This window comes from Paraburkholderia elongata (assembly GCF_013177735.1).
Taxonomy (GTDB): domain Bacteria; phylum Pseudomonadota; class Gammaproteobacteria; order Burkholderiales; family Burkholderiaceae; genus Paraburkholderia; species Paraburkholderia elongata.
The window spans coordinates 1-22,581 of record NZ_WOEZ01000002.1 but is presented as its reverse complement, the minus strand read 5'-3'; the positions used below and the strand labels follow the sequence as shown (position 1 = coordinate 22,581).

Here is a 22,581-nt window from a genome sequence, read left to right as displayed (position 1 = left end):
TAAGGATGAAGGCCGCGCGGAACCGATGTGTGCCCTAGCGGCGCGCCCCCCGAGACCGGTGCGCGCCGTGTTGAACTCAATCAAGTCGCGTCGTGGAAAATCACCCCGAGCGTATGCCGGTGACCCGACCGCAGGCGGCTCACGCCGTGCCGCAGATTCACGCGGTACACGCCGCGCGTGCCCTGAACCGGACGATGATGAACCGCAAACACCACCGCGTCGCCCTTGCCGAGCGGCACGACTTCCGTGCGCGACTGCATCCGCGGACGCTGCTCCGTCATCACGAACTCCCCACCCGTGAAATCTTCGCCGGGCGCGGACAGCAGAATCGCGACCTGAAGCGGGAACACATGCTCGCCGTATAGGTCCTGATGCAGGCAGTTGTAGTCGTCCGTGGCGTATTGAAGTATCAGGGGCGTCGGACGCAACTGACCGGCGGCGTGACAACGCTCGATGAATTCGTCGTGCGCGGCTGGATAGCGCACGTCGATATTCATCACCTCGTTCCAGCGATTTGCGACCGGCGCGAGGCGTGGATAGAGTGCAGCGCGCAACTCCGCCACCCGATGCGGCAGCGGATATGCAAAGTACTTGTATTCACCACGGCCGAAACCATGCCGCACCATCACGACACGACTGCGATACTGGTCGTCGCGCGGATAGAGTGCGGTCAACGCGTCGCATTCCTGCGCACTGAGCAGATTGCGCAGCATCGCACAGCCGTAGCCATTCAGCTCTTCTTCGACATCGAACCAGTCGATCGCGTCGACTCGCTGCGTAAGCGAGCCGGTGACAGTACCGGAGCCTGGCGCCAGTGCTGCCGCGTGTTTCAGTTTGGGCTCGAACCCCAGCTCCAGTTCCATTGCCAGTCCCAACTCCGGCGACTGCGACTGCGACTGCGACTGCGACTGCGACTGCGACTGCGGGTCCTTCGCGACCGTATTCATGAGCATTCTCCGTAAGGCGATTCATCGAGCGATGACTGAGTGTAAGGACGCGCGTAAGGCCACGCACTCCGACTCTTGCTCTCCAATTCCCGTATCGTTAAGGCCGCGCCGCTCGAACCCGCGACTCAGGCGTCGGGGGCGTCTTAAGCAAAGGCGAAGGCCCGATTCGAAAATGCTAACTTCGCGAAACCTGCCGCAAGGTTCATAGTAAGACCCTCTTTAGCCTCATCAGCGCATTCGGAGACTTTTCCCATGTCTGCTTCCCCAGAGAAACTCGACGACTGGCTTTACAAGGAAGCCGTGACCGAGGATGACATCACTGCTTTTCCGCTGACGGCAATGGCCGCGACCCTAGACCGGGAAGAAAGCGGCGATACGGTGCCACCGCTCTGGCATTGGCTGTACTTTCTGCCGATCGCGCCGCAGTCCGAGACCGGTCCGGATGGTCATCCGAAGCGCGGCGGCTTTCTGCCGCCGGTACCGCTACCGCGCCGCATGTGGGCCGGTGGCCGCCTGACGTTCCACGCGCCGCTCAAAGTCGGCGAGCATGCGAAACGCACGTCAACCATCGCCAATATCGAAGACAAGACCGGCCGTTCGGGCCGTCTCGTGTTCGTGACCGTGCAGCACACGATTGAAGCCGGTGGTGAACTGAAGCTCGAAGAAGAGCACGACATCGTCTATCGCGATGCGCCGCAAGAGGGCGCCCGGCCGCCGCAAGCGGCGCTTGCGCCGGAGGGCGAAACGTGGCGCCGGACCGTCGATGCGGACGCTGTGATGTTGTTCCGCTATTCCGCGTTGACCTTTAATGGCCATCGCATCCATTACGACTACCCGTATGTGACGGAGGTGGAGGGCTACCCGGGACTGATCGTGCACGGGCCGCTGATCGCAACCTTGCTGGTCGATCTGGTGCGCCGCGAACAACCGGACGCGACGCTGCAAAGCTTCGCGTTCAAGGCGCTGCGGCCCACTTTCGCGGGCCAGCCGTTCACGGTATGCGGCAGACCTTCTTCCGACGGCAAGACCATCGACCTGTGGGCCAAAGACCACGAAGGCTATCTGACCATGCGCGCTATGGCAGCGCTCGAGTAAGAAACCAAAGCCAAAGCCAACGGGGGCTGCTTGAGCGCGCTATTGCCGCTGTTGAGACGAGCAACGAACAACGGGCAACGGCGACGGTTGATGGGCAACTGGTGGATACGCCGGTAATTTTGAGTGCGTCAAGGATATTTCCAATAAGAAACGAGCCGCCACCTGCCGATGCACAGCCAACCTACCGCTGGTCACCCGCGAACCAGCCAGCACAGGCCGGCCCCGTACCCTTCAATCAACCCCAGCAAGCCCGCTAGCATGCCCAGGCACACCGCTCCGGGCAAATACCCTTGCCGCCACAAAATCCCGCGTGTATAGTTTCCGAACTTACTCTTGTTTCGCATCGGAAATTAAAGGGATTCTCATGAACGCTTCCACCATCCTCGCCGACCTCGGCATCGCCCACGCGGCGCAAGCCGGCGACATCGCGGTTCATTCGCCGATTACCGGCGAACTCATCGGCCGTGTGGCCAGCAACACAGTGGCGGAAGTCGACGCGGCCCTCGCCAATGCAAAAGAGGCGTACACGGCCTGGCGCAACGTCCCGGCGCCGCGCCGCGGCGAGCTGGTGCGTCTGCTGGGCAACCGTCTGCGTGAAAAGAAGCAGGCGCTCGGCAGCATCATCACGCTCGAAACCGGCAAGATCCTGCAGGAAGGGTTGGGCGAAGTGCAGGAAATGATCGACATCTGCGACTTCGCGGTCGGTCTGTCGCGTCAGTTGTACGGTCTGACGATCGCCTCGGAACGCCCGGGCCATCGTATGGCTGAAACTTGGCATCCCATGGGTACGTGCGTCGTTATCTCGGCGTTCAACTTCCCGGCAGCAGTGTGGTCGTGGAATGCGGCGCTGGCGCTGGTGTGCGGCAACGCGGTGATCTGGAAGCCGTCGGAAAAGACGCCGTTGACCGCGCTTGCCGTCAACCAGATCCTCAGCGAGGCACTGAAGGAGTTCGGCGACGCGCCGGCCGGCCTGACCGCGCTGATCAACGGTGGCCGCGATGTTGGCGCGAAGCTGGTGGCCGATCCGCGTGCGTCGATCGTCAGCGCGACGGGCAGCACGGAAATGGGCCGCACGGTCGGCGTTGAAGTGGCGAAGCGCTTCGGCCGCTCGCTGCTCGAACTCGGCGGCAACAACGCGGGTATCGTCGCGCAAACGGCGGATCACGAGCTCGCGATGCGCGGCATCCTGTTCTCGGCAGTGGGTACGGCGGGGCAGCGTTGCACGTCGCTGCGCCGTCTGTTCGTGCACGAGAGCGTGTACGACAAGACCATCGAGCGTCTTAAGCAGCTGTACAGCAAGGTGCCGATCGGCAATCCGCTCGAAAAGGGCACGCTGATGGGGCCGCTGATCGACAAGCAATCGTACGCGCGCATGCAGGAAGCGCTGCAGCAGGCTACGGCCGAAGGCGGCAAGGTGTTCGGCGGCGAGCGCGTCGAGGTAAAGGGCCATGAAGGCGGTTACTACGTGCGTCCGGCCATCGTCGAAATGCCGTCGCAAACGGCGGTGGTGCTGAAGGAAACCTTCGCTCCGATTCTCTACGTGCTGCGCTATTCGGAATTCGCGGATGCGGTCGAGGCGAACAATGCGGCCGTTCACGGTTTGTCGTCGTGCGTGTTCACGACCGATCTGCGCGAAGCCGAACGCTTCCTGTCCGACTCGGGTAGCGACTGCGGTATCGCTAACGTGAACATTGGACCGAGCGGCGCGGAAATCGGCGGCGCGTTCGGTGGCGAGAAGGAAACCGGCGGCGGTCGTGAGTCGGGTTCGGATGCGTGGAAGGCTTACATGCGCCGCGCGACCAACACGGTCAACTATTCGTCGGCGTTGCCGCTCGCTCAGGGCATCGACTTCAATATCGACTGATCCGGTCAGTAGCCGTACCGCAACATAGCCATAAAGCAGTCGAGCATTCAGCAGAAAGCAGCGGCGCATTCACGCGCCGCTGTTCACAACCTCTTTTCAGCAATTCGTTTGCGCCGCCCGCCGTTTCAGAGCGGCCACGCTACTCCTGGAGTAAGACGTGAGTTCCAAAGTCGTGATCGTCGGCGGTGGGGTGATCGGCAGCTCGATTGCGTATTTTCTGCGGCTTACTGATCCATCGGTCAGCGTCACGGTGATTGAACGCGATCCGACGTATGCGCGTTCGTCGTCGGCATTGTCGGCGGCATCTATTCGCCAGCAATTCTCTACCCCGCTTTCCATTCAGATGTCGCTGTTCGGCATCGAGTTTCTGCGTTCGATCGGCGAGCGGCTCGAGATCGACGGCGCGAAACCGTCGATCGATCTGTACGAAGGCGGCTATCTGTTTCTCGCCACGCCCGCTGGTGAGACTACGCTGCGTGAGAATCACGCGCTGCAAAAGAGTCTTGGCGCCGATATTAGTTTGCTCGACAAAGGCGCGTTGCAAGCGCGCTTTCCCTGGCTCAATACCGAAGATCTCATTGCCGGTGCTTTTGGCGAAAGCGGTGAGGGCTGGTTCGACGGTTACGGCCTCGTGCAGGCGCTGCGCAAGAAAGCGCAGGCGCTCGGCGCGCGCTATGTTGCCGCTGACGTCACCGCGCTGCATCGCGACGGCAAACACGTGACACAAGTCGAAACCGCGAATGGCGAGGTCTACGCCTGCGACTTCATAGTGAATGCCGCGGGCGCCTGGTCGCGCAAAGTCGCGCAGATGGCCGGCATCGATCTTCCAGTGTTCGCACGACGCCGCAGTATTTTCAATGTCAAATCGCCCGCGCGGCTCGAACATTGTCCTTTGCTGATCGATCCGAGCGGTGTGTATTTCCGGCCCGAGGGCACATCGTTCATTTGCGGTACGTCACCGTCACCGGACAACGATCCCGACGATTTGCCGCTCGACGAAGTCGATCACGCGATATTCGACGACGTGATCTGGCCGGCGCTCGCGCATCGCGTGCCGCAATTCGAAGCGCTGCGCGTGCAGAACTGCTGGTCCGGCTACTACGAATACAACGTGCTCGATCAGAACGCGATCATCGGCTACCACCCGGACGTCGATAACTGCATTTTTGCCAATGGCTTTAGCGGGCACGGTTTGCAGCAGGGTCCGGCAACCGGTCGCGGCATCAGCGAATTGATTCTGCACGGCCGCTACACGACGCTCGATCTGGGTTCGCTGAGCTTTACTCGCGTACTTGAAAACCGGCCGATCGTGGAGAAGAACGTGGTTTAGCCGGTGTGTTCGAGGTGATGCGGAAAACGCAATACGTAGTGCGTAGATATCGTTTGCCGCCCACCCGGACGCTGGCCACAATCGACGCCGATCTTCCATCGACAAGATAAACGGCCCGTCACCATGTTCACGTTCAATCCTGCATTCGAAGCGCCGACCGGTTCGCCGATCCGCGAGCTGTTCAAATATCTCGCGCAGCCCGGCATGATTTCGTTCGCCGGCGGCTATCCGGCGAGCGATCTGTTCGACCGCGAAGGCCTCGATATGGCCGCGGCGCGTGCGTCGCAGCAGGCCACGCTCTGCCTGCAATATGGACCGACGGATGGTCTCGCTGTTCTCAAGGAACAACTCGCGCATTTGATGACACGGCGCGGTACGCCTTGCACGCCGCATGAATTGCTCGTCACGACCGGTTCGCAGCAAGGCTTCGATCTGCTGCTGCGCGTGATGGTTGCACCGGGCGACGTGGTGCTGGTCGAACAGCCCGCCTATCCGGCGACCTTGCAGGCGCTGAAGCTGCAAGAGGCCGACGTGGTGACCGTGCCGGTCGATCAGGACGGGCTCGATGTTGCCGCGCTCGCCGCGTTGCTCGAAACGGGCACCGAAGCGGGCACATTAGCGCGGCCGCCGAAGCTGCTCTACACCGTACCGACCTTTGCCAATCCGACCGGCGCGACCTTGTCGCTCGAGCGCCGCATGGCGTTGTTGAGGCTGGCGGCGCGTCACCATTTTCTGATTGTCGAAGACGATCCCTACGGCGACCTGCGTTTCAGCGGCGCGGCGTTGCCGTCGCTGCTCGCGTTGAGCGATCAGGTGCCCGGTTCACGCGACTGGGTTGTGCATTTTTCGAGTCTGTCGAAAATCGTCGCGCCGGGTTTGCGGGTCGGCTGGATGATCGCGCATGCGGAAATCTTGCGCCGTTGCGTGGTCGCCAAGCAAACGGTTGACCTGTGCAGTTCGCCGTGGACCCAGGCGATCGCCGCCGAATACCTCGCGAGCGGCGCGCTCGAGCGACATCTGCCGCGGATCGTCGACGCCTACGCCGTGAAATGCCGCACGCTGTGCGATGCGCTCGATGAGCATTTGGGTGACGCAATCGTATTTCATCGTCCTGCCGGCGGCATGTTCGTATGGGCGCAATTGAAGGGTGGGCAGAATGCGTCCGACACTCTGCGCGCGTGTATCGAGCGCAATGTCATGTTCGTGCCGGGCGTCGCGTTCTATAAAGATAATATCGATCTGGCGGCACTGCGCTTGTCATTTGCGGCGCCGGGCGTAGCCGATATCGAAACCGGCGTGCAGAGAATGAAGCAGGCACTCGCACTCGTTTGATGACGGATAACGCGGCTAACGCAGTATTGGCGGAAAAGCAGTAAGAACAATACCTGAAATAACCCGGTGAGCACGCGGTGCGCAGCCGGGTTTTTTTATGCAAATGCTAAATCGCAGGGATTTAGCATAGACATCCCGATCCGGTAAAGCAGCGTAATGTCACACGCGTCCGGACTACGCTCGCGGGCTTTCGTCTGCTCCGTTCAAGGCAGCAGGTGCGCACGCCGTTTCCTTTGCATGTCGTCGCCTCCTCGTACGCCGTTTTAACTCAAGCCGCCGCTTCGATTGGATGCGTTGTCTAATGGTTTAATTCCTCCCGTTCAATATTTTCGTCAAACTCCTGAAACATGGCTAACTGTTAAATGGAGAGTGCCGCTGGTTTTTAGCTAAAAATATCGGTTATCATCGTTGCCATTCGGAGAATGATCCCGATGAGTTAATTCATCGGCCATTCACGTTAATACCGTCGCATCGAACCAGAAGAAATCAGATGAAGATGTCGCGTAAAAAGATTGCAATCCTGGTAGTCGGTCTTCTGGTCGTGGCCGGCGTGGTCATTCAGGCGCTGTGGCGTCCATTCGCGCATCGCAAAGCCGGCGAGACCGGCGAAATCGTGCTCGATATTCACCACCCGGACGCGGTGATCGACAGCGAAGCGCTCTCGCGTTTGCCGCGCGACATCTTGCGCGTGCCGCTGTTGCATGACGTGTTGACTCAGGACTTCGTCGACTATTACGAATCGAACGACACGCGGCTGTCCACCGAAGGCGCGCTGCGGCGTCTCGCATTCGAACATCAACTGGACTGGCGCGATGAATTGATCCGCCGCGTATTCGACGAACCCGCGCATGTGCTGCTGTGGCGCTCGCCGGATGGCCGCCTCGGTTACTGGGTGATGTCGATCCACCGTAACGGTCTCGCGAAGCTGCTGCAAGGCTTCGGCAACGTCACCGCGAGCGACTCGCAGTTGAGCCAGGTCGCCAAGCTTTCTGGCGACGTACCGGTATACGCGTTGAAGCTGGCGGTGGGCCGCACGATTCTGTTCGCGACGAAGGATGAGCGCCTTGTTGTGATGTCCGCCCCTGGCGTGCTGCTCGACCCGAAAGGCGGCGTGCTGAGCGAGCGGGCCGACGCCGTGTCCGAGATGCTTTCGTCCGGCCGCGACGATGCGGCGCGCGCCTATCAACTGGATGCGCCCGGCGATGCGCCGAAGGGGCATCGGCTGGTGGTGTCGGCGAATTATTTGTCGTTTGGCTATCAGGCATTTTTCTCCGGCATCGATGCACTGCGATTCGATTTTTCGGCGAACGGAAACTCGGCGGCAAATTGGCAGACCTCCGCACTGATCGAGCCGAGCAAATTGCCACAGGAGTGGAATAGCGCCGACTTGTGGCGCGCCTTGCCGGCCAATCCGGCGGCGTGCACGAGCTTGCCGGCCGACTGGAAAGAAGCGTCGGGCCTGTTGGGCAAGGTTGCGGATGTTGGTGCGGATGGCGCTGCTGCGATCGGCGGTCAGCTCGCCGGACCCGCGGCCGTCTGCTGGTATGCGAAGTCCACGCTGGTCGCGCCGGTGTTCGTCGCTCGCGTGAAGACGCAGGACGCGGCGAGCATCGCTGCGCTGAAGACCACACTCGGCAAGACGTTTGGCGACGTGATCGGCGCGTACGAGGCGAAGGCCGCCAAATCCGGCGACGCCGACTCGGACTATCGCCGCTTGCCGGTCACGAAGCACGACCAGGGCGCCGGCGTCACTGTGTGGCAACGCCCGGTCAGTGCGCGCTCGGGTACCGCTTTGTCCAGCAAGGCGTCGTTCGCATCGCAACTGTCGGCGGAGCGCTATTTCCCGGTGACACTCGCATTGGCGCACGGCTATCTAATCTTCTCCCCTGATTCACGCCTGGTCGACGACACGCTCGCCGTGCTCGACAAGCGCTATCCGGCACTCGCCGATACGCTTGCGCCGCAACGTCTGCCGCGCACGATTTTGACGCTCACGCCTTCGTCCGCGGCTGCGTTGATCGAACGCGAAGCGGGCGCAGCGTTGCCGGCGGATCAGGAAGCGGTGTTCCGCAATGCATCGCGCACGCATCTCGTGCCGAAGCTGCATGCGCTCGCACACTACCCGCCGGTTTCGTTGACGTTGCCGCAAAACTTGCCGAGTTCGACGGGTTGGGTGCCCGTGGAGTGGTGGTTCGATCGTACGAAGGCGGGTGCCAGTGGCGGTGCGGACGCCGGTGTGGCTGACGCGCCTGTGGATCAACCCGGCACTGAGGGCGATTGAATGCGCCGCCTTCACGTCTCCAACGTGGTGTTCGCGACGTATGCACGCGAGCAGGCGCAGGCGCGTGAGTGTGAGGCGCGTGAGCTGGTACTAGCCGCGCATTTCGCCACTGGCGCGGGCGACGCACCTGCCGCGACTGCCGTGGCTGCTACTTCGCAGATGACCCGTGCCATCGCCACCACGCGCCGCGTCTGGCTCAGTCGCGCGGCTTCCGCGTTTGTGATGGCCAGCCTCGCGCCGTACGCGAACGCGCTGACCAGCACCACGTCCGCACCCGACCCCGACGCGCTCTCGCCGCAGCAATCCGCCGCTTTCCGCGCCTGGTTCGTGCGCATCGTCGACCAGCAAATGCGTCGTGGCCCGACGCCGCGCTGGACCCAACGCGATTGCGCGGGCCTCGTGCGTTTTGCCGTCGGCGAGACGCTCAAGCCGCACGACACCAAATGGCTGCGTGCAAACGGCATGACCAGTCTCGCGGACACCAGCAGCATGCCGCCCGAACTGCAGCTGTCCGCATCGCAACGCGGAATCGCGAATCGCTGGACCCAGCTCGACGGTTCTACCGGCGCGTACGCGTCGGCGATCGCACTGATTCAACGCAATAGCCGTTTTGTTTCGAAGGACGTGAACCAGGCGCTGCCCGGCGACCTGCTGTTCTTCGATCAGTGTGACGACCAGCATCTGATGATCTGGCTGGATCGCTACATCGCTTATCACACAGGCACCGTTACGCCGACCGATACCGGTCTGCGCGCCGTGGCCGTTTCCGACCTGATGCAATGGAAAGATTCTCGCTGGCAGCCGCTCGACGGCAATCCGAATTTCGTTGGCGTGTTTCGTTTGGACTTTCTGACACCATGACCCGAATGAATTCCGTCACCGCGTCGCGCGCCTGGCTCGGCAACTTGCATCGTCGCGTGGGCGTCACGCTGGTCGCGCTCTTCGCGGCAATGACGCTCGTCATTGCACCAACGGCCTATGCCGACGACAGCGCATCGAGCACCGCCGCCGATACCAACATCGCCGCGAACCCGACGCTGCAATCGGCGCCGTCGAGCAACTTCGCTTCGCAGAAGGTCGACGGCCAGCCGTTTTTCCTGCTGTCGGATGCGAGCTTCGGCAGCGATCAGTTGGCGCAGGTGCGGCTGGAAGCGCCCGGCCGCGAGTTCAAGGATGCGCTGCAAGCGTACGGCGGAGCGGACATCGTCGTGTATCGCGTGCCGAAGCCGTTGGATTTTTTGAAGGCGCAGAAGAATCTGCATCGCTTGAATGTCGCGCCGAATTATCAGGGCGAAGGGCTGGCGAATACGCTGGCTTATCTGTGGGACCGCTGGTTCACCGAAGCACGCCGCGCCTGGCAGCGTGTGCTGTCGTTCGCGACGCGTAGCAAGGCGACCCAAGCCGAGCCGCAATTCAAGCTCGGCGAGCAGACCGGCAAGCAGACGCAATTCCAGCAGAACTCGCAGTTCGCGCCGCTGAAAGGCTATGACATGGTGGCGCGCTTTCGCTATCCGATCTGGGACGCGAAGGTGATCGAGCCGCCGAAGGGCGTGAATCTCGAAGGCAGCAGCAGTAACTTCATCGAAGCGAGTTCGGGCAACGTGATGATTCCGGTCGGCAAGCTGCCGCCGGGGCTGTATATCGTCGAGGCGGTGATCGGCAACTATCGCGCGCATACCTTGCTGTTCGTGTCGGACACGGTCGCGGTCGTGAAAGCGGCATCGAGCGGCATGCTGGTGTGGACCGCACGGCGCGACAACGGCAAGCCGGTGCCGAATACCGATGTGAGCTGGACCGACGGCGTTGGCGTGCTGCAAAGCGGCGCCACCGGCAACGACGGCGCGCTGGTGCTGCAACACGTGAGCCCTGAGCGTAGCTATGTTCTGGGCACCGATCCGCAAGGCGGCGTGTTCGTCTCGGAAAATTTCTATTACGACAGCGAGATCTACAACACCAAGATCTACGCGGTGACCGACCGTCCGATGTACCGGCCGGGCGACGCGGTGCATGTGAAGTTCATCGGCCGCACGTTCCAGAACGCGACGCAATCGACCGCGCCTGCCGACGCCGATATCAAGCTCGACGTGCTCGATCCGAACGGCGCGCCGGTCGCGACCAGCAAGGTGCATTTTGCTTCCGATACGGGCGCGGAAGCGTCCTTCACGCTTCCCGCCGATGCCACCGCCGGCGGCTACACGCTGCGCTTCGATTACAACGGCGATGTATACGGCAGCGCATTTCGCGTCGCCGAATATGTGAAGCCGCATTTCGACGTCAATCTGTCGATGGATAAAGCCGACTATGCGACGGGTGAGCCACTGAAGGGCAAGATCCAGTTGCGCTATCCGGACGGCAAGCCGGTGCGCGACAGCAAGGTTTCGGTCACGCTGCGTGCGCAGAAAGTGACGATCGTCGACGGTGAACTGCGCTATGCAGGGTTGTTTCCGGTCAAGCTGGAACAGCAGGAGCTCACGACCGATAGCGACGGCAACGCGAGTCTCACGCTGCCCGCCGCCAAAGAACCGAGCCGCTATGCGTTGACGCTGTTCGCGCAGGACGGCGCGGCCTACAAGGTGCGTGTGACGCGTGAGGTGCTGATCGCGCGCGGCGCGACGCCTTATCGCCTGTCGACGGCCAAGTCGTTTTCGCAGCCGAAGGAAGCGGTCAATTTCGATCTGCAAGCACTCGGTACGATCGATCCGTCTTCGCATGCGCCGGCCAAGTGGGAATGGACGCGCCTCGAATCGCAGACACACGGCGAAGGCGCACTCAAAGGCGCAACGGCAGGCGGCAAGCTATCGTTTCCGGTGCAATTCAATGATCCGGGGTCATACATGCTGTCGGTCAAGGACGACACGGGCAATCTGCTCGCCGCCGCGAGCCATTGGGTTGCGGGCGATGGTCTGAAGGCGATTCCGGGCAGCGTCGAGATCGTGTTCGATCGCGACAGGTACAAGATCGGCGATACCGCCGAAGCGCTGATCACCTTCCCGATGCCGGTCGACGATGCACTCCTGACGCTGGAGCGCGACAACGTCGAACATCGCGCGTTGCTGACAGCCGGCGGCGACTGGCTGCAACTGCAACGCGTGGCACCCTCGCAATGGAAAGCGCGCATCAAGGTCGGTGAAGCATTCGCACCGAACATGACGTTCTCGGTGCTGTACGTGCATGCCGGCGAATACGTGTTCCAGAACGCGGGCATCGTGGTCGCGCAACCGCAGATCGAACTGAACGTGAAGAGCGACAAGCCGGTGTACGGTCCGGGCGATACGGTCACGCTGAATTTCGACAGCACGCTGAACGGCAAGCCGGAAGCGGCGAACCTGACGGTGAGCGTGGTCGATGAAATGGTCTACGTGTTGCAGCCGGAAATCGCGCCGAATATCGTCGACTTTTTCTATCACCCGCGCCGCAACAATGTGCGGACGTCGTCGAGTCTTTCGTTCATTACGTACGACCTTGCGCGCTCGCCGTTGAAGGGCGCGCCAGGCGGCCCGCAACGCGCGAACTACAACGAGCGCGGCGTGAAGGTGCTCGAACGGCCGCGTCGTGACGATCAGGACACGGCCGCGTGGGAAGGTACGCTGAAGACCGACGCGAACGGTCACGCCACTATGACGTTCAAGATGCCAGACTCGCTGGCCCGCTGGCGCGTCACCGTGCGCGCGGCGGCGCCGGACGGCATGGTCGGTCAACGCACCGCCTACGTGCGTTCGGACAAGGCGCTGTATCTCAAGTGGAGCGGGCCGTCGCATTTCCGCGTCAACGATCAGCCGGCCATCGACATGATCGCCTTCAATCAGACCGACGCGGATATGGACGCCGAGTGGGTGGTCGACGGTGGCGGTCTCTCCTTGAACCAGAAGGTCACGCTCAAGCGCGGCGCCAACTATCTGCGTCTTCCGAGCGGCGCGCTGAAGGCAGGTGTGATCAACGCGACCTTGCGTCGTGGGGGTAAGGATGTGGATCGCTTGCAGACCACCATCCATCTCGACGCAAGCGGCTGGCTCGATCTGCATCAGAACACGATGGCGCTCGACGGCTCGAACAAGCCGCTCAATCTGCCGCAGGATGCGCAGGACGTCAGCGTGCGTTTCATCGGCAGTGCCGCGAGCCAGTTCGCGCGCGTCGCCGACGATCTGATTAATTACCCATACGGTTGCGCCGAGCAGACGTCGAGCCGTCTGATTCCTTTGGCGCTTGCCCACGATGCCATCGGTCACGGTGACAATGCGAGTTCGACGCAGGGGCTCGAGGCACTGTTGCGCAATCAGCGGCAACGTCTGGCGATGCTGGCGGGTGTCGGCGGCACGTTCGGCTGGTGGGGTGATACGACCGGCGGCAGTTCGCTGATTACCGCTTACGCGTACTACGCGGACTGGCTCGCGAGCCGCAGCCTCGGCATTACGCTGCCCGCCGACAACTGGCAGCATGCGATGGACGTCTATCGCGATGCCGGTGCGAAAGAGCCGCTGTTGCATCGCGCGCTGGCGCTGTGGTTCATGCAGCAGATGGGCTTGCCAGTCGCGACGCCGGTTTCAGGCGTCGCCGGGGATTTGATGAGCGATGCAGCGGCTACCGGCAAGGCGGCTTCTGGTAACGCCACGTATGGCCCATCGGACAGCATCGTGTTCGCGCAAGCCGATTCGCCGCGCGGCAAGCAGATGGCGACGCTGCTGATCGCCAACATGGCGCGCAGCACGAGTGCTCAACTGCCGGATGGCTTCGATGCTGCGGCGAGCGCCGCGCGTACGGCATTGGCTAACGATCCCGCACCGCTCGTGCAGAGCCTGCTTTACATGACAGGTGGCGACGGCGGCGCGGCGGCCGATGCATCGGCCTTGCTCGCGAAGAGCAGCGCCGACTACCCGACGCTCGATCGTGCGTTGACGTTGCTGTGGGTGCGTAAAGCGCTCGGTGGCGACACGGCGCCGGCTTCGCTGCCGTCGCTGCAAGCCGCGGGCTGGACGCGCGCTGCGACGCCGACCGGCACGCCGCTCTGGAAGTGGACCGGCGCCGGATTGCCGGCCACACTCGATGCAGGCGGCGCGCGCACCGATGTGAACGCACTGGTCTCGCTCCGCAGCCATACGAGCGAGGACAGTCGTCTGAACATCACTGTCGAACGCCGTTTCTACAAGCTGGAGCCGCTCGAAGTGAAGGTTGATCCGAAGAAGGCGGGTGGCGCTGAGAGTCAACTGGGTCGCTCGGCATTTACCGCGCGGCTGATGAAGCAGGGCGATGCGATCGACAGCAATGCGCTGTACGTCGACGAAGTCACGCTCACGCCGCGCTCGGGCAATGCGTACCACTACGGTCTGCTCGACGTGCCGCTGCCGCCGGGCGGCGATGTCGAGGCGACCAGCTGGGGCGTGTCGATCGACGGTTTGCCGGGCGCCAAGGATGGGGCAAGCGGTCCGCAGCCGTTCGCGCGCGCCGCTTCGTTTGAGATGGGTGAACTGGCGTATCACCAGCCGGTGCCTTTGCTCGATCGTCCGGTGACGCTGCGGCAACTGGTGCGCTTCGCGTTGCCCGGCACGTTCGCGTTGCCGCCCGCGCGCTACTTCCGCATGTATCAGCCGGACGCCAAAGCGTTCGAAGGCGGCAAGAGCGATCGCGTGACGACCCTGCGCATTCAGTAAGCGAGACCGCTATGTTCTCCGCTCTTCGGCACTCGCGCGATCGTCTGGCAGCTACGCTGCGGGTTGTGCTCGCCGTGGGAGCGGGGTGTGTTTTTAGTGGTGCGGCCGCGTCCTCGGAGCACATGCTGCATTTCGCCTGGTTGCGCGACGGTCAATCGCAGCTTTGGCAATTCAACACCGCTGCCACCACCACCGCGGACGGCCTCGCGCCGCAGTCCGCTCGTCCCTTGCCGGCGACACTGGAGACGCCTCTCGGCAGCGTGTGGAAGCTGTTCGTCTATGGTTATCTGGTCGAGCGCAATATCGCCACGCCGGACTACACCTGCAGCGGCGGCGATCCTGAAGAGGTGTATTGCTGCATGAAGGGCGGCCACGTCGACCGCGAACATGCGCTGGTGCAATCGTGCGGACGCTTTTTCGAGCCTGCGCGCCTGCAACTCGATCCCGCCGATTGGCGCAAGTATTGGACGGCCGCGCATGCGCCCGTCTGGCTGCGCGACCTCCACGCGATGACGCCCACGCGCCGCGTGCCGGTGGCCGACTTGCTCGCCGCATTGCAATCGATGCCGGCACGGCCGCGCGAAGCGGCGGCGAGCACGCTAGTGTCGGTGCTGACCAGTGGACGCGGCGAGGGCACCGTGTCGCTGTATGGCAGCGTGCTGCGGGCCAAGACGTGGACCATGCCGGACCCGGCTCGGCCGGGCGCATCGATCGGCGGTGCGGCAGGCTGGCTTGCCGACGGCACGCCGGTGTGGCTAGGCGGCCCCGGCGGCAGCGCGCGCGTGCTGGCGGCCGCCGCGCCGCGCATCGCGCCATTGCTTACGCAAGTCACAGTACCGGACGACAACGCGTGTGTGCTGGTCGACTTCTTTAGCCGTTATCCGATTCGCCAGGTGCTCGGCGACAAAGGGTCGGCAGCGGTACCGGACGGTCCGCTGCGGGGCGATTTCCGGATCGGCTTCGTGAACGGCAATTGGGCGCGTGTGGAAAGCCGCGGCGAACTGCGGCTCGATCGCGACGCCGCAGGTGCGCCGCAAGTAGAGGGCCGCTTCGGCATGAATGACTACGTCGCGCGGGTGGTCGAGCGGGAAGGCGACACGAGCCAGCCGGAAGCGGCGAAAGCTTTGGCGGTGGCGGCGCGGTCTTACGTCGTACAGCATGGCAATCACGATCACGGCTGCTTCCGTATCGACGACAGCAGCAGCACACAGCGCGTTCTGCCGCGCGCACCGACCGCTGCTGCGCGTCGTGCGGCCGATCAGACCGACGCGCTTGTGCTTACCGGCGTGCCGGTTCAGTATCACCACGACAAGGCCGCGCCCGGTCAGATGAGCTGGCTTGCCGCGAAGGCTTCCGCGCAAGCCGGTCTCACTTTCGACGCTATTCTCTCGCGCACCTGGCCGCAAGCGACCTTGACGTCGTTCGAGAGCCCGTTGTCCGGCGATTGCATCCAGGTGACCGGCGCCGAGCAATGGCTGCAGCACAACGCGCCGTTGTGGGCGAGGCGCATGGACGGCGCAGCCGGCTACGAGACGCCCGATCTGCCGGCCGTGTGCGCGGTGCGCGAAGGACGGCCCTATGCGGACGCGCAGCGCAATCGCGTGTACGTTTATCGCCTACAGACCGAAGAGGACCGCATCGCGTTGGCGCATGAATATATTCATCTCGCGTTCCAGCATCATCCGCGTGGCCTCGATGAAGAGTTTGTCGAACGCACCGCGCGCACGCTGATCCGTACCGACAATCCAATCCAATGAACACCATCTCGCGCTCGCTTTCTCCCACGTTCTGCGCGCCCCCTTCGATGCGCCGCGTTCGGATCCCTTCGGCAGTTACCGCACCCCCACTTACGCGCCGCGGTCGAGTTCGCACGGCGGTTCCCTTGCCGCCTCATCCGCGCGGTTTTCGAGTTCGCATGGCAATTGCCGTGACCTTGGCTGCGCTGGCGGCGAGCACGACGACGAATGTGCAAGCAGCCGGAGCGGATGGCGGCGGCGGTGCGGTTGCCGATCTGACCGGTGCGTTTGGCGGCTGGCGCCACAGCGGACTGACGAACGAAGGCGAGCACTTCGTCGCGGCGTATCCCCGGCCGCCGGTCGACCGTGGCGCGCAACGCTATCGCACGCTGATCGAAGGGCGCCTGAAGCACATCGACAAACACGCGCGCAAGCCGCCCACTCTGGTCGTCAACGGCAACCCGACGCCGCTCTATACCGACGACGAAGGCGCATTCGCGCGTCCGTGGGCGTTCGGTGCGGGCTCGAACAGCATCGAATTGATTTCCGCCGACGGCAAGCAGCACCAGCGCATGCAGTTCTACGAAGCCGACCGCAGCAAACCGCAGGCGAAGCTGCGCGCGATCGTCACGTGGGATGATCCGAAAGCGCAGGTGGATCTGCACGTGATCACGCCGAACGGCCTGCACGCGTTCTTCGCCAATCCCACGCTCGAAGACGGCAGCGGCTTCGACGTCGATTCGGTGGACGGCGCGGGACCGGGAATATTTTCGTCGGCGGCGCCCGAGCACGGTACGTGGCTGTTCTTTCTGAACTACTGGGGCAACTTCGATTCGACCGGCTATAACTTCGACGCCGCCGCGCACGAGCGCGACGTGATTACCGCGACGCTGACGCTGGTCTTCAATGAAAACACGCCGAACGAACGGCGTGAATCGATGGTCGTGCCGCTGCGCAAGATCGGCGACCTGCTGCTCGTGAAAAGCGAGCGACTCTGACGGCGGGATGGGAGCGGTGACGATGAAGGTCGAGACGACGGATTGGGTGAAGGCTGGCTGGATGATGCTCGTCGTTGCCTGTTTGCAGGCTGCGACGGTGGCGCGCGCGAGCGATATAGACTTCGGCGCGCCGTTGAACGGCTGGCGCAACACCAGCGGTGACAGCGAGCGCTATACGCAGGATGTGCATTACCCGGCGGTGTCGGTGACGACGCCGGAAGGCCAGTCGAAATTCGCGCTGATCGAAGGGCACATCCGCAATGCGCCGAAGAAGAAGGGCACCACGGTGGGCACGCTGGTGGTCGACGGTACGCCGTTGCCGCAACGCGTTGAGGAAGACGGCAAGTTCTCGCGGCCTTACGCGTTTCCGTCCGGCAGCAACAGCGTTGAACTGCGGGCGCCGGATGGTTCGCGCAAGCGCGTGCAGTTTTACGACGCGTACAGCGGCGAAACGCAGCCGAAGTTGCGCGTGGTGCTCGCATGGGACACCGATGGCACGGATCTGGACTTGCACGTGGTCTCGCCGGACGGCGTGCATACCTGGTATGGAGACCGCGTTGCGCCGAACGGCGGCGCGCTCGACGTGGATGTGACGACCGGCTATGGACCGGAGATTTACTCGTCGTCGGCGCCGTTGAAAGGCACGTATCTGGTCTACGTGAATTACTTCGGCAACGGAAACAGCGGCAGCGATATGACCGTCGCGCAGGTGACGATCATTACGAACGAGAATACGCCGAGCGAGAAGAGCGAAACGATTCGGGTGCCGATGCGTAAGCCGGGCGAGTTGACGCTCGTGAAGACGTTTGTGATGCCTTAAAGCGGTTGGCGAAGTAACTTTAGAAAGACCGCCCGCCCGCAACGCATACGCGCTTACGCGCATGCGGGCCACAAAAACGACAATTGCCAGCTAGGGGAAGCAAAAATGAACTCACTCGACCAGAAGCAGCCACTGTTGAGCTACGACGGCAAGATTGGAGAGCTGTACGGGATATTCGTTAAAAATCTGTTGCTGCAGATCATCACGCTCGGCATTTATCGTTTTTGGGCCACCACCAATAACCGCCGCTATATCTGGTCGCGCATGCGTTTTCAAGGTGAGCGTTTTGAGTACACCGGAACCGGCGGCGAATTGTTCAAAGGTTTTCTGCTGGCGATTGCGATTATGTTCGGAGCGATTGTCGGCGCAGGCATTCTCAGCGCGGTTCTGCGCGCCATCACAGGGAGCGCGGCACTGGCCATTTTGCCGATCATTGTCCTCTACATCGTGATTGCGGTGGTCGCGGCGGGGGCGTATTTCAGTGCGCAGCGTTACCGCCTGAGCCGCACCCAATGGTGTGGGATTCGCGGAGGCATGACCGGCTCGTCGTGGGTCTACGGCGTGTATGTATTGCTGTATGGCCTGCTGTGCATCGTCACGCTTGGACAGATGGTGCCGTGGGTGTCCATGCGTCTTACTGAGCGCCGCATCAACGCGAGCAGTTTCGGCAGCCTGCCGTTTCATTTTGAAGGCCGCGCCGGTGCGCTGTATGGCGCGTTCGTCGGCACGTTTTTGGGCATCGTCGCGTTGCTCGTTGTGCTCGGGGCCGTTTTCCTCAAGAGCATCGTGGCGTTTCTGCCCATCGGGCATGCGCCGCTGAAGGCACATGATCCCGCTGCGTTCGCCGCTTTCGGCTCGTTGTTCCTGTTTTATGTGCTGTTCATCGTCGGCGCGTTGCTGATTCAGTGCTTCTATCTGGCGCTGGTGACGCGCCATGTTATGGGCAACACGACGCTTGGCACGCAACTGCGCTTCGGCAGCAGCATCACCGCCGGGCGTCTGCTCGGCATGATGCTGGGTAATCTGGCGATCATCATCTTCACGCTGGGTCTGGGTCTGCCGATCGTGGTGCATCGCGTGATGCGGTTCGCAGCCGATACGCTGCAGGTGTCCGGTCAACTCGACCCGCAGACGCTCGGTCAGAACGATCAGACGCCGCCGCGAACGGGCGAGGGCATGCTGAACCTGCTCGATCATGGCGGCGCGTTCTGACGCGGTTTTGGAACCTCCTGTTCCAACCGGCACACGTTATTACGACGGCTGCAGTGCCGCGCCTCACGCGGCATTTTTTGCGTTGACCGAAAAACGTAGCGGCAGCGCCAGCGGTGCGATTGAATTTCTCTCGGATCATCCGCGTACGATCGACCGGGAAAAGCGGAGTCAGGGATCGCCACTCGGCGAAAGCGCGTTGACGGCGCAGCAATGGGCGGAGGTTCAGGCGATGTGCGGGAAGCCGTGAGCCGCGCGACCTGTCGGAAGCGTAGGTATGAAAGCCAATGGGCTCAACGACTTGGGTGACTCTTGCTCAGGATATCCACAGGCTTGCAAACAATTTCTGTGGACAAATCGAAGATGGGGAGAGGGGGATGCGCTTGTCGTGCACGATGCACGACAAGCGCCGCGACCGGTTTAACGGTCGAGGAACGACTTCAGGCGGTCTGCGCGGCTCGGATGCATCAGCTTACGCATTGCCTTGCTCTCGATCTGACGAATCCGCTCGCGCGTGACGTCGAACTGCTTGCCGACTTCTTCGAGCGTGTGGTCCGACTTCGTGTTGATGCCGTAGCGCATACGAAGCACCTTCGCTTCGCGCGGCGACAGTGAGTCGAGCGCGTCGTCGATGGCGGCGCGCAAGTCGGCCTGCATCGCTGCGTCAGCCGGCGAGGAAGCGGCCGAATCTTCGATCATGTCGCCGAGCGTGGCGTCGCCGTCGTCGCCGACCGGCGTCTCCATCGACACCGGCTGCTTGGCGATCTTCAGAATGCCGCGCACCTTCTCTTCCGACAGTTCCATGCGTTCTGCCAGCACCGACGGATGGGCTTCCTGACCGGTCTGCTGCAGGATCTCGCGCGAAATGCGGTTGAGCTTGTTGATCGTTTCGATCATGTGCACCGGCACGCGAATCGTGCGCGCCTGATCGGCGAGCGAGCGCGTCACGGCCTGGCGAACCCACCAGGTTGCATACGTCGAAAACTTCCAGCCGCGGCGGTATTCAAACTTGTCCACCGCCTTCATCAAACCGATGTTGCCTTCCTGGATCAGGTCGAGGAACAACATGCCGCGGTTCACGTACTTCTTCGCGATCGAGATCACGAGACGCAGATTCGCCTCGATCATCTCGCTCTTGGCCTTGCGCATCTTCGACTCGGCCGCGACCATCTGACGATTGATCTCTTTCAGATGCTTGAGCGGCAGTGAAACGGTCGCCTCGATGTCGATCAGCTTTTGTTGTTCCGATTGGATTGCCGGCAGATGGCGCTCCAGCGCTGCACCGAATGACGACGCACCGCGCGCGGCACGCTCGGTCCAACCGAGGTCGGCTTCGTGGCCCTTGAAAGATTCGATGAACTGCTCGCGCGGCATGCCGCTCTTCGTCACGACGATTTGCAGAATGTTGCGCTCGATCGCGCGAACCTGCGCGACCTGGCTTTGCACGTCGCCGCACAGACGGTCGATGGTGCGTGCCGTGAAGCGGATCTTGGCGAGGTGCTGCTGGATCTCTTCGCGGGCGCGCAGGTAAGCCTTCGAACTGACGTCGCCGCGCGTGTGCGAGGCGTTCATCTGGTCGGACAGGATGCCGACCTGGGCGAAGATTTCGAGGCAATCGTTCGTGAGTTGCTTCAGACGTGCTTCGTCCGCTGCCGAGGAGTCGGCCGGACCGGCGTCGTCGTCGTCTTCGCTATCGCTGTCGTCATCGTCGGTCGCGTCGGCGTCAACGTCGGCTGCGGCGTCCGCGCTCGCGTCTTCCGCGGCGACCGTGTCTTCATTCAGACCGTCGACCATCTCGTCGATGCGCAATTCGCCGTCCGCGACCTGCTGGGCGCTCGCCAGAATGGCGGAGATCGCAAGCGGGCAAGCGGCAATCGCCTGCACCATCTCGTGAAGACCGTCTTCGATGCGCTTCGCAATCGCGATTTCGCCCGCGCGGGTCAGCAGCTCGGTTGCGCCCATTTCGCGCATGTACATGCGCACGGGGTCGGTTGTACGGCCGAACTCGGAATCGACGGTCGACAACGCGACTTCGGTTTCCTCGTCTGCCTGATCGTCCGACACCACAGCAGGGGTGTTCGAATTGAGCAGCAGGGTTTCCGCATCCGGAGCCTGCTCATAGACCTGCACGCCCATGTCGTTGAAGGCGCTGACGATGCTGTCGATCGCCGCCGTCTGCGCGAAGTTGTCGGGCAGGTGGTCGTTGATCTGCGCGTGGGTCAGGTAGCCTTGCTCCTTGCCCAGCTGGATCAGCGCGCGCATCTGGCGCTGGCGCTCTTCGGCTTGTTGCGGCAGCAGTTCAGCCGCTACGGGGATCGCTTTGCCTGCGCCTTTGCCCTTGGCTGTACGGCCAGCGGGCGCTTTGGCGGTGTATCCGGCAGTTTCGTGTTGCGAATCTTCGCGATCAAAAGGGTTCACGTATTCTCCTCTAGAGGCTTCGCTATGAGACGCAAGACGCTACCGTCAGGCGTTTCGAGCATGGCTCAACATCACCTGAGTGACTCAACGCGGTTGTTTGGCTGTGCTCTTGGGGAGCAAAAAAGATGAGCCCGCGCGAAGCGGGCCGATAGAAATGTGCGAAATTCGCGCGGCTCGCATTATATACGAGCTTGCGCCTTTGCGCTCATTATGAGCACACCTTTCGTTGTGCACTCTTGCCGCAGGCCCGTTCATCGCCTGTCATCCGTACGTTCAGGTGGGGGCGGGAGGCGGCACTTCAACTGCTCGCCGTGCGCGTATGCAGGCTCTTCACTATAGGCGATGTCGGTCGCCCCTGCACGACGGGATGACTTCCGTCGATCTTGCTACATATAGTGGTGCGCATGTTTTGGCGTCAAATCGCATTTGCCCAAAAGAAAATTCACAAAAGGGGGTTGACGACATGCCGACCGTTCTCCATAATCTCGTTTCTCTGCTGCTGATGCAGCGACGCAGAACGAAGCGGTACCGGGTGGTTGTGATGTGGGTGCAACGCGGTGCCGGTTTGGTAGTGAATGCGGACTCGATCTTTAAAAATTAACAGCCGATAAGTGTGGGCGCTTGATGCGCGATGCGGGTGGGTTCTTCGGAGCCTGCCATAAAGCAAAAGTATCAAGTCTCACACGAGTATTAAAGGAAGGTTTTCCTGTTGGGGTGGATTCACGCCGACAGGTTAATCATTCGTCAGTACGTTGAGTGAGCGACCGGTTTCGAAAGAGACCGAAAAACAGTAACAGGTTTGAACTGAAGAGTTTGATCCTGGCTCAGATTGAACGCTGGCGGCATGCCTTACACATGCAAGTCGAACGGCAGCACGGGAGCAATCCTGGTGGCGAGTGGCGAACG

The 22,581-nt window shown here is 62.1% G+C and carries 13 protein-coding genes and 1 rRNA gene; 12 read left to right on the top strand and 2 right to left on the bottom strand.

What is annotated here, in order from left to right; all coding sequences use genetic code 11:
• Positions 1–80: 80 nt before the first annotated feature.
• The gene (locus GNZ13_RS00300) at positions 81–947 is read right to left on the bottom strand and encodes a 2OG-Fe(II) oxygenase (protein WP_172159446.1); all 867 of its coding nucleotides are present in this window, start codon (positions 945–947) and stop codon (positions 81–83) included.
• Between the two features lie 252 nt (positions 948–1,199).
• On the opposite strand from GNZ13_RS00300, the gene GNZ13_RS00295 reads away from it, so the two are divergent.
• The 11 genes from GNZ13_RS00295 (at position 1,200) to GNZ13_RS00245 (ending at position 19,260) form a co-directional block, all read left to right on the top strand.
• Positions 1,200–2,042, top strand: coding sequence for an FAS1-like dehydratase domain-containing protein (locus tag GNZ13_RS00295; protein WP_172159444.1), 843 nt, complete (start codon positions 1,200–1,202; stop codon positions 2,040–2,042).
• A 364-nt stretch (positions 2,043–2,406) separates the two neighbouring features.
• Positions 2,407–3,906: an L-piperidine-6-carboxylate dehydrogenase gene (gene amaB, locus GNZ13_RS00290; RefSeq protein WP_172159442.1), complete on the top strand. Its 1,500-nt coding sequence runs from the start codon at positions 2,407–2,409 to the stop codon at positions 3,904–3,906.
• 157 nt (positions 3,907–4,063) lie between these two features.
• Positions 4,064–5,236 carry an NAD(P)/FAD-dependent oxidoreductase gene (locus GNZ13_RS00285; RefSeq protein ID WP_172159440.1) on the top strand — a complete coding sequence of 391 codons (1,173 nt, stop codon included), beginning with the start codon at positions 4,064–4,066 and terminating at the stop codon, positions 5,234–5,236.
• 123 nt (positions 5,237–5,359) lie between these two features.
• A complete protein-coding gene (locus tag GNZ13_RS00280) occupies positions 5,360–6,568 on the top strand; it encodes an aminotransferase-like domain-containing protein (protein WP_172159438.1) in 1,209 nt (402 codons plus the stop codon).
• Positions 6,569–7,058: 490 nt separating this feature from the next.
• Positions 7,059–8,849, top strand: coding sequence for a DUF2138 domain-containing protein (locus GNZ13_RS00275; protein WP_172159436.1), 1,791 nt, complete (start codon positions 7,059–7,061; stop codon positions 8,847–8,849).
• 159 nt (positions 8,850–9,008) lie between these two features.
• Positions 9,009–9,710, top strand: coding sequence for a DUF1175 domain-containing protein (locus GNZ13_RS00270; protein WP_172159502.1), 702 nt, complete (start codon positions 9,009–9,011; stop codon positions 9,708–9,710).
• On the top strand, positions 9,707–14,494 hold the full coding sequence (locus GNZ13_RS00265) for an alpha-2-macroglobulin family protein (protein WP_172159434.1): 4,788 nt from the start codon (positions 9,707–9,709) through the stop codon (positions 14,492–14,494). The genes GNZ13_RS00270 and GNZ13_RS00265 overlap by 4 nt, the downstream gene beginning before the upstream one ends.
• 11 nt (positions 14,495–14,505) lie before the next feature.
• Positions 14,506–16,251, top strand: a complete 1,746-nt coding sequence (locus GNZ13_RS00260) for a DUF2300 domain-containing protein (protein ID WP_172159432.1) — start codon at positions 14,506–14,508, stop codon at positions 16,249–16,251.
• 158 nt (positions 16,252–16,409) lie between these two features.
• Positions 16,410–17,228 (top strand): YfaP family protein, encoded by an 819-nt coding sequence (locus GNZ13_RS00255; protein WP_236001745.1) that lies wholly within the window; start codon positions 16,410–16,412, stop codon positions 17,226–17,228.
• Positions 17,229–17,250: 22 nt separating this feature from the next.
• The gene (locus GNZ13_RS00250) at positions 17,251–18,048 is read left to right on the top strand and encodes a YfaP family protein (protein ID WP_172159428.1); all 798 of its coding nucleotides are present in this window, start codon (positions 17,251–17,253) and stop codon (positions 18,046–18,048) included.
• 105 nt (positions 18,049–18,153) lie between these two features.
• The gene (locus GNZ13_RS00245; RefSeq protein ID WP_172159427.1) at positions 18,154–19,260 is read left to right on the top strand and encodes a YjgN family protein; all 1,107 of its coding nucleotides are present in this window, start codon (positions 18,154–18,156) and stop codon (positions 19,258–19,260) included.
• 417 nt (positions 19,261–19,677) lie between these two features.
• On the opposite strand, the gene rpoD is transcribed toward GNZ13_RS00245, so the two are convergent.
• Positions 19,678–21,675 carry an RNA polymerase sigma factor RpoD gene (gene rpoD / locus GNZ13_RS00240; RefSeq protein WP_172159425.1) on the bottom strand — a complete coding sequence of 666 codons (1,998 nt, stop codon included), beginning with the start codon at positions 21,673–21,675 and terminating at the stop codon, positions 19,678–19,680.
• Positions 21,676–22,476: 801 nt separating this feature from the next.
• Here rpoD and GNZ13_RS00235 point away from each other — a divergent pair.
• A 16S ribosomal RNA gene (locus GNZ13_RS00235) occupies positions 22,477–22,581 on the top strand; the annotation flags it as partial.

What these genes read in the sequence shown, in the direction of transcription:
- amaB (WP_172159442.1), top strand. Translation starts at nt 2,407, where the DNA reads ATGAACGCTTCCACCATCCTCGCCGACCTCGGCATCGCCCACGCGGCG.
- GNZ13_RS00255 (WP_236001745.1), top strand. Translation starts at nt 16,410, where the DNA reads ATGGCAATTGCCGTGACCTTGGCTGCGCTGGCGGCGAGCACGACGACG.
- GNZ13_RS00265 (WP_172159434.1), top strand. Translation starts at nt 9,707, where the DNA reads ATGACCCGAATGAATTCCGTCACCGCGTCGCGCGCCTGGCTCGGCAAC.
- GNZ13_RS00270 (WP_172159502.1), top strand. Translation starts at nt 9,009, where the DNA reads ATGACCCGTGCCATCGCCACCACGCGCCGCGTCTGGCTCAGTCGCGCG.
- GNZ13_RS00300 (WP_172159446.1), bottom strand. Translation starts at nt 947, where the DNA reads ATGAATACGGTCGCGAAGGACCCGCAGTCGCAGTCGCAGTCGCAGTCG.
- GNZ13_RS00295 (WP_172159444.1), top strand. Translation starts at nt 1,200, where the DNA reads ATGTCTGCTTCCCCAGAGAAACTCGACGACTGGCTTTACAAGGAAGCC.
- GNZ13_RS00260 (WP_172159432.1), top strand. Translation starts at nt 14,506, where the DNA reads ATGTTCTCCGCTCTTCGGCACTCGCGCGATCGTCTGGCAGCTACGCTG.
- GNZ13_RS00250 (WP_172159428.1), top strand. Translation starts at nt 17,251, where the DNA reads ATGAAGGTCGAGACGACGGATTGGGTGAAGGCTGGCTGGATGATGCTC.
- GNZ13_RS00280 (WP_172159438.1), top strand. Translation starts at nt 5,360, where the DNA reads ATGTTCACGTTCAATCCTGCATTCGAAGCGCCGACCGGTTCGCCGATC.
- GNZ13_RS00275 (WP_172159436.1), top strand. Translation starts at nt 7,059, where the DNA reads ATGAAGATGTCGCGTAAAAAGATTGCAATCCTGGTAGTCGGTCTTCTG.
- GNZ13_RS00245 (WP_172159427.1), top strand. Translation starts at nt 18,154, where the DNA reads ATGAACTCACTCGACCAGAAGCAGCCACTGTTGAGCTACGACGGCAAG.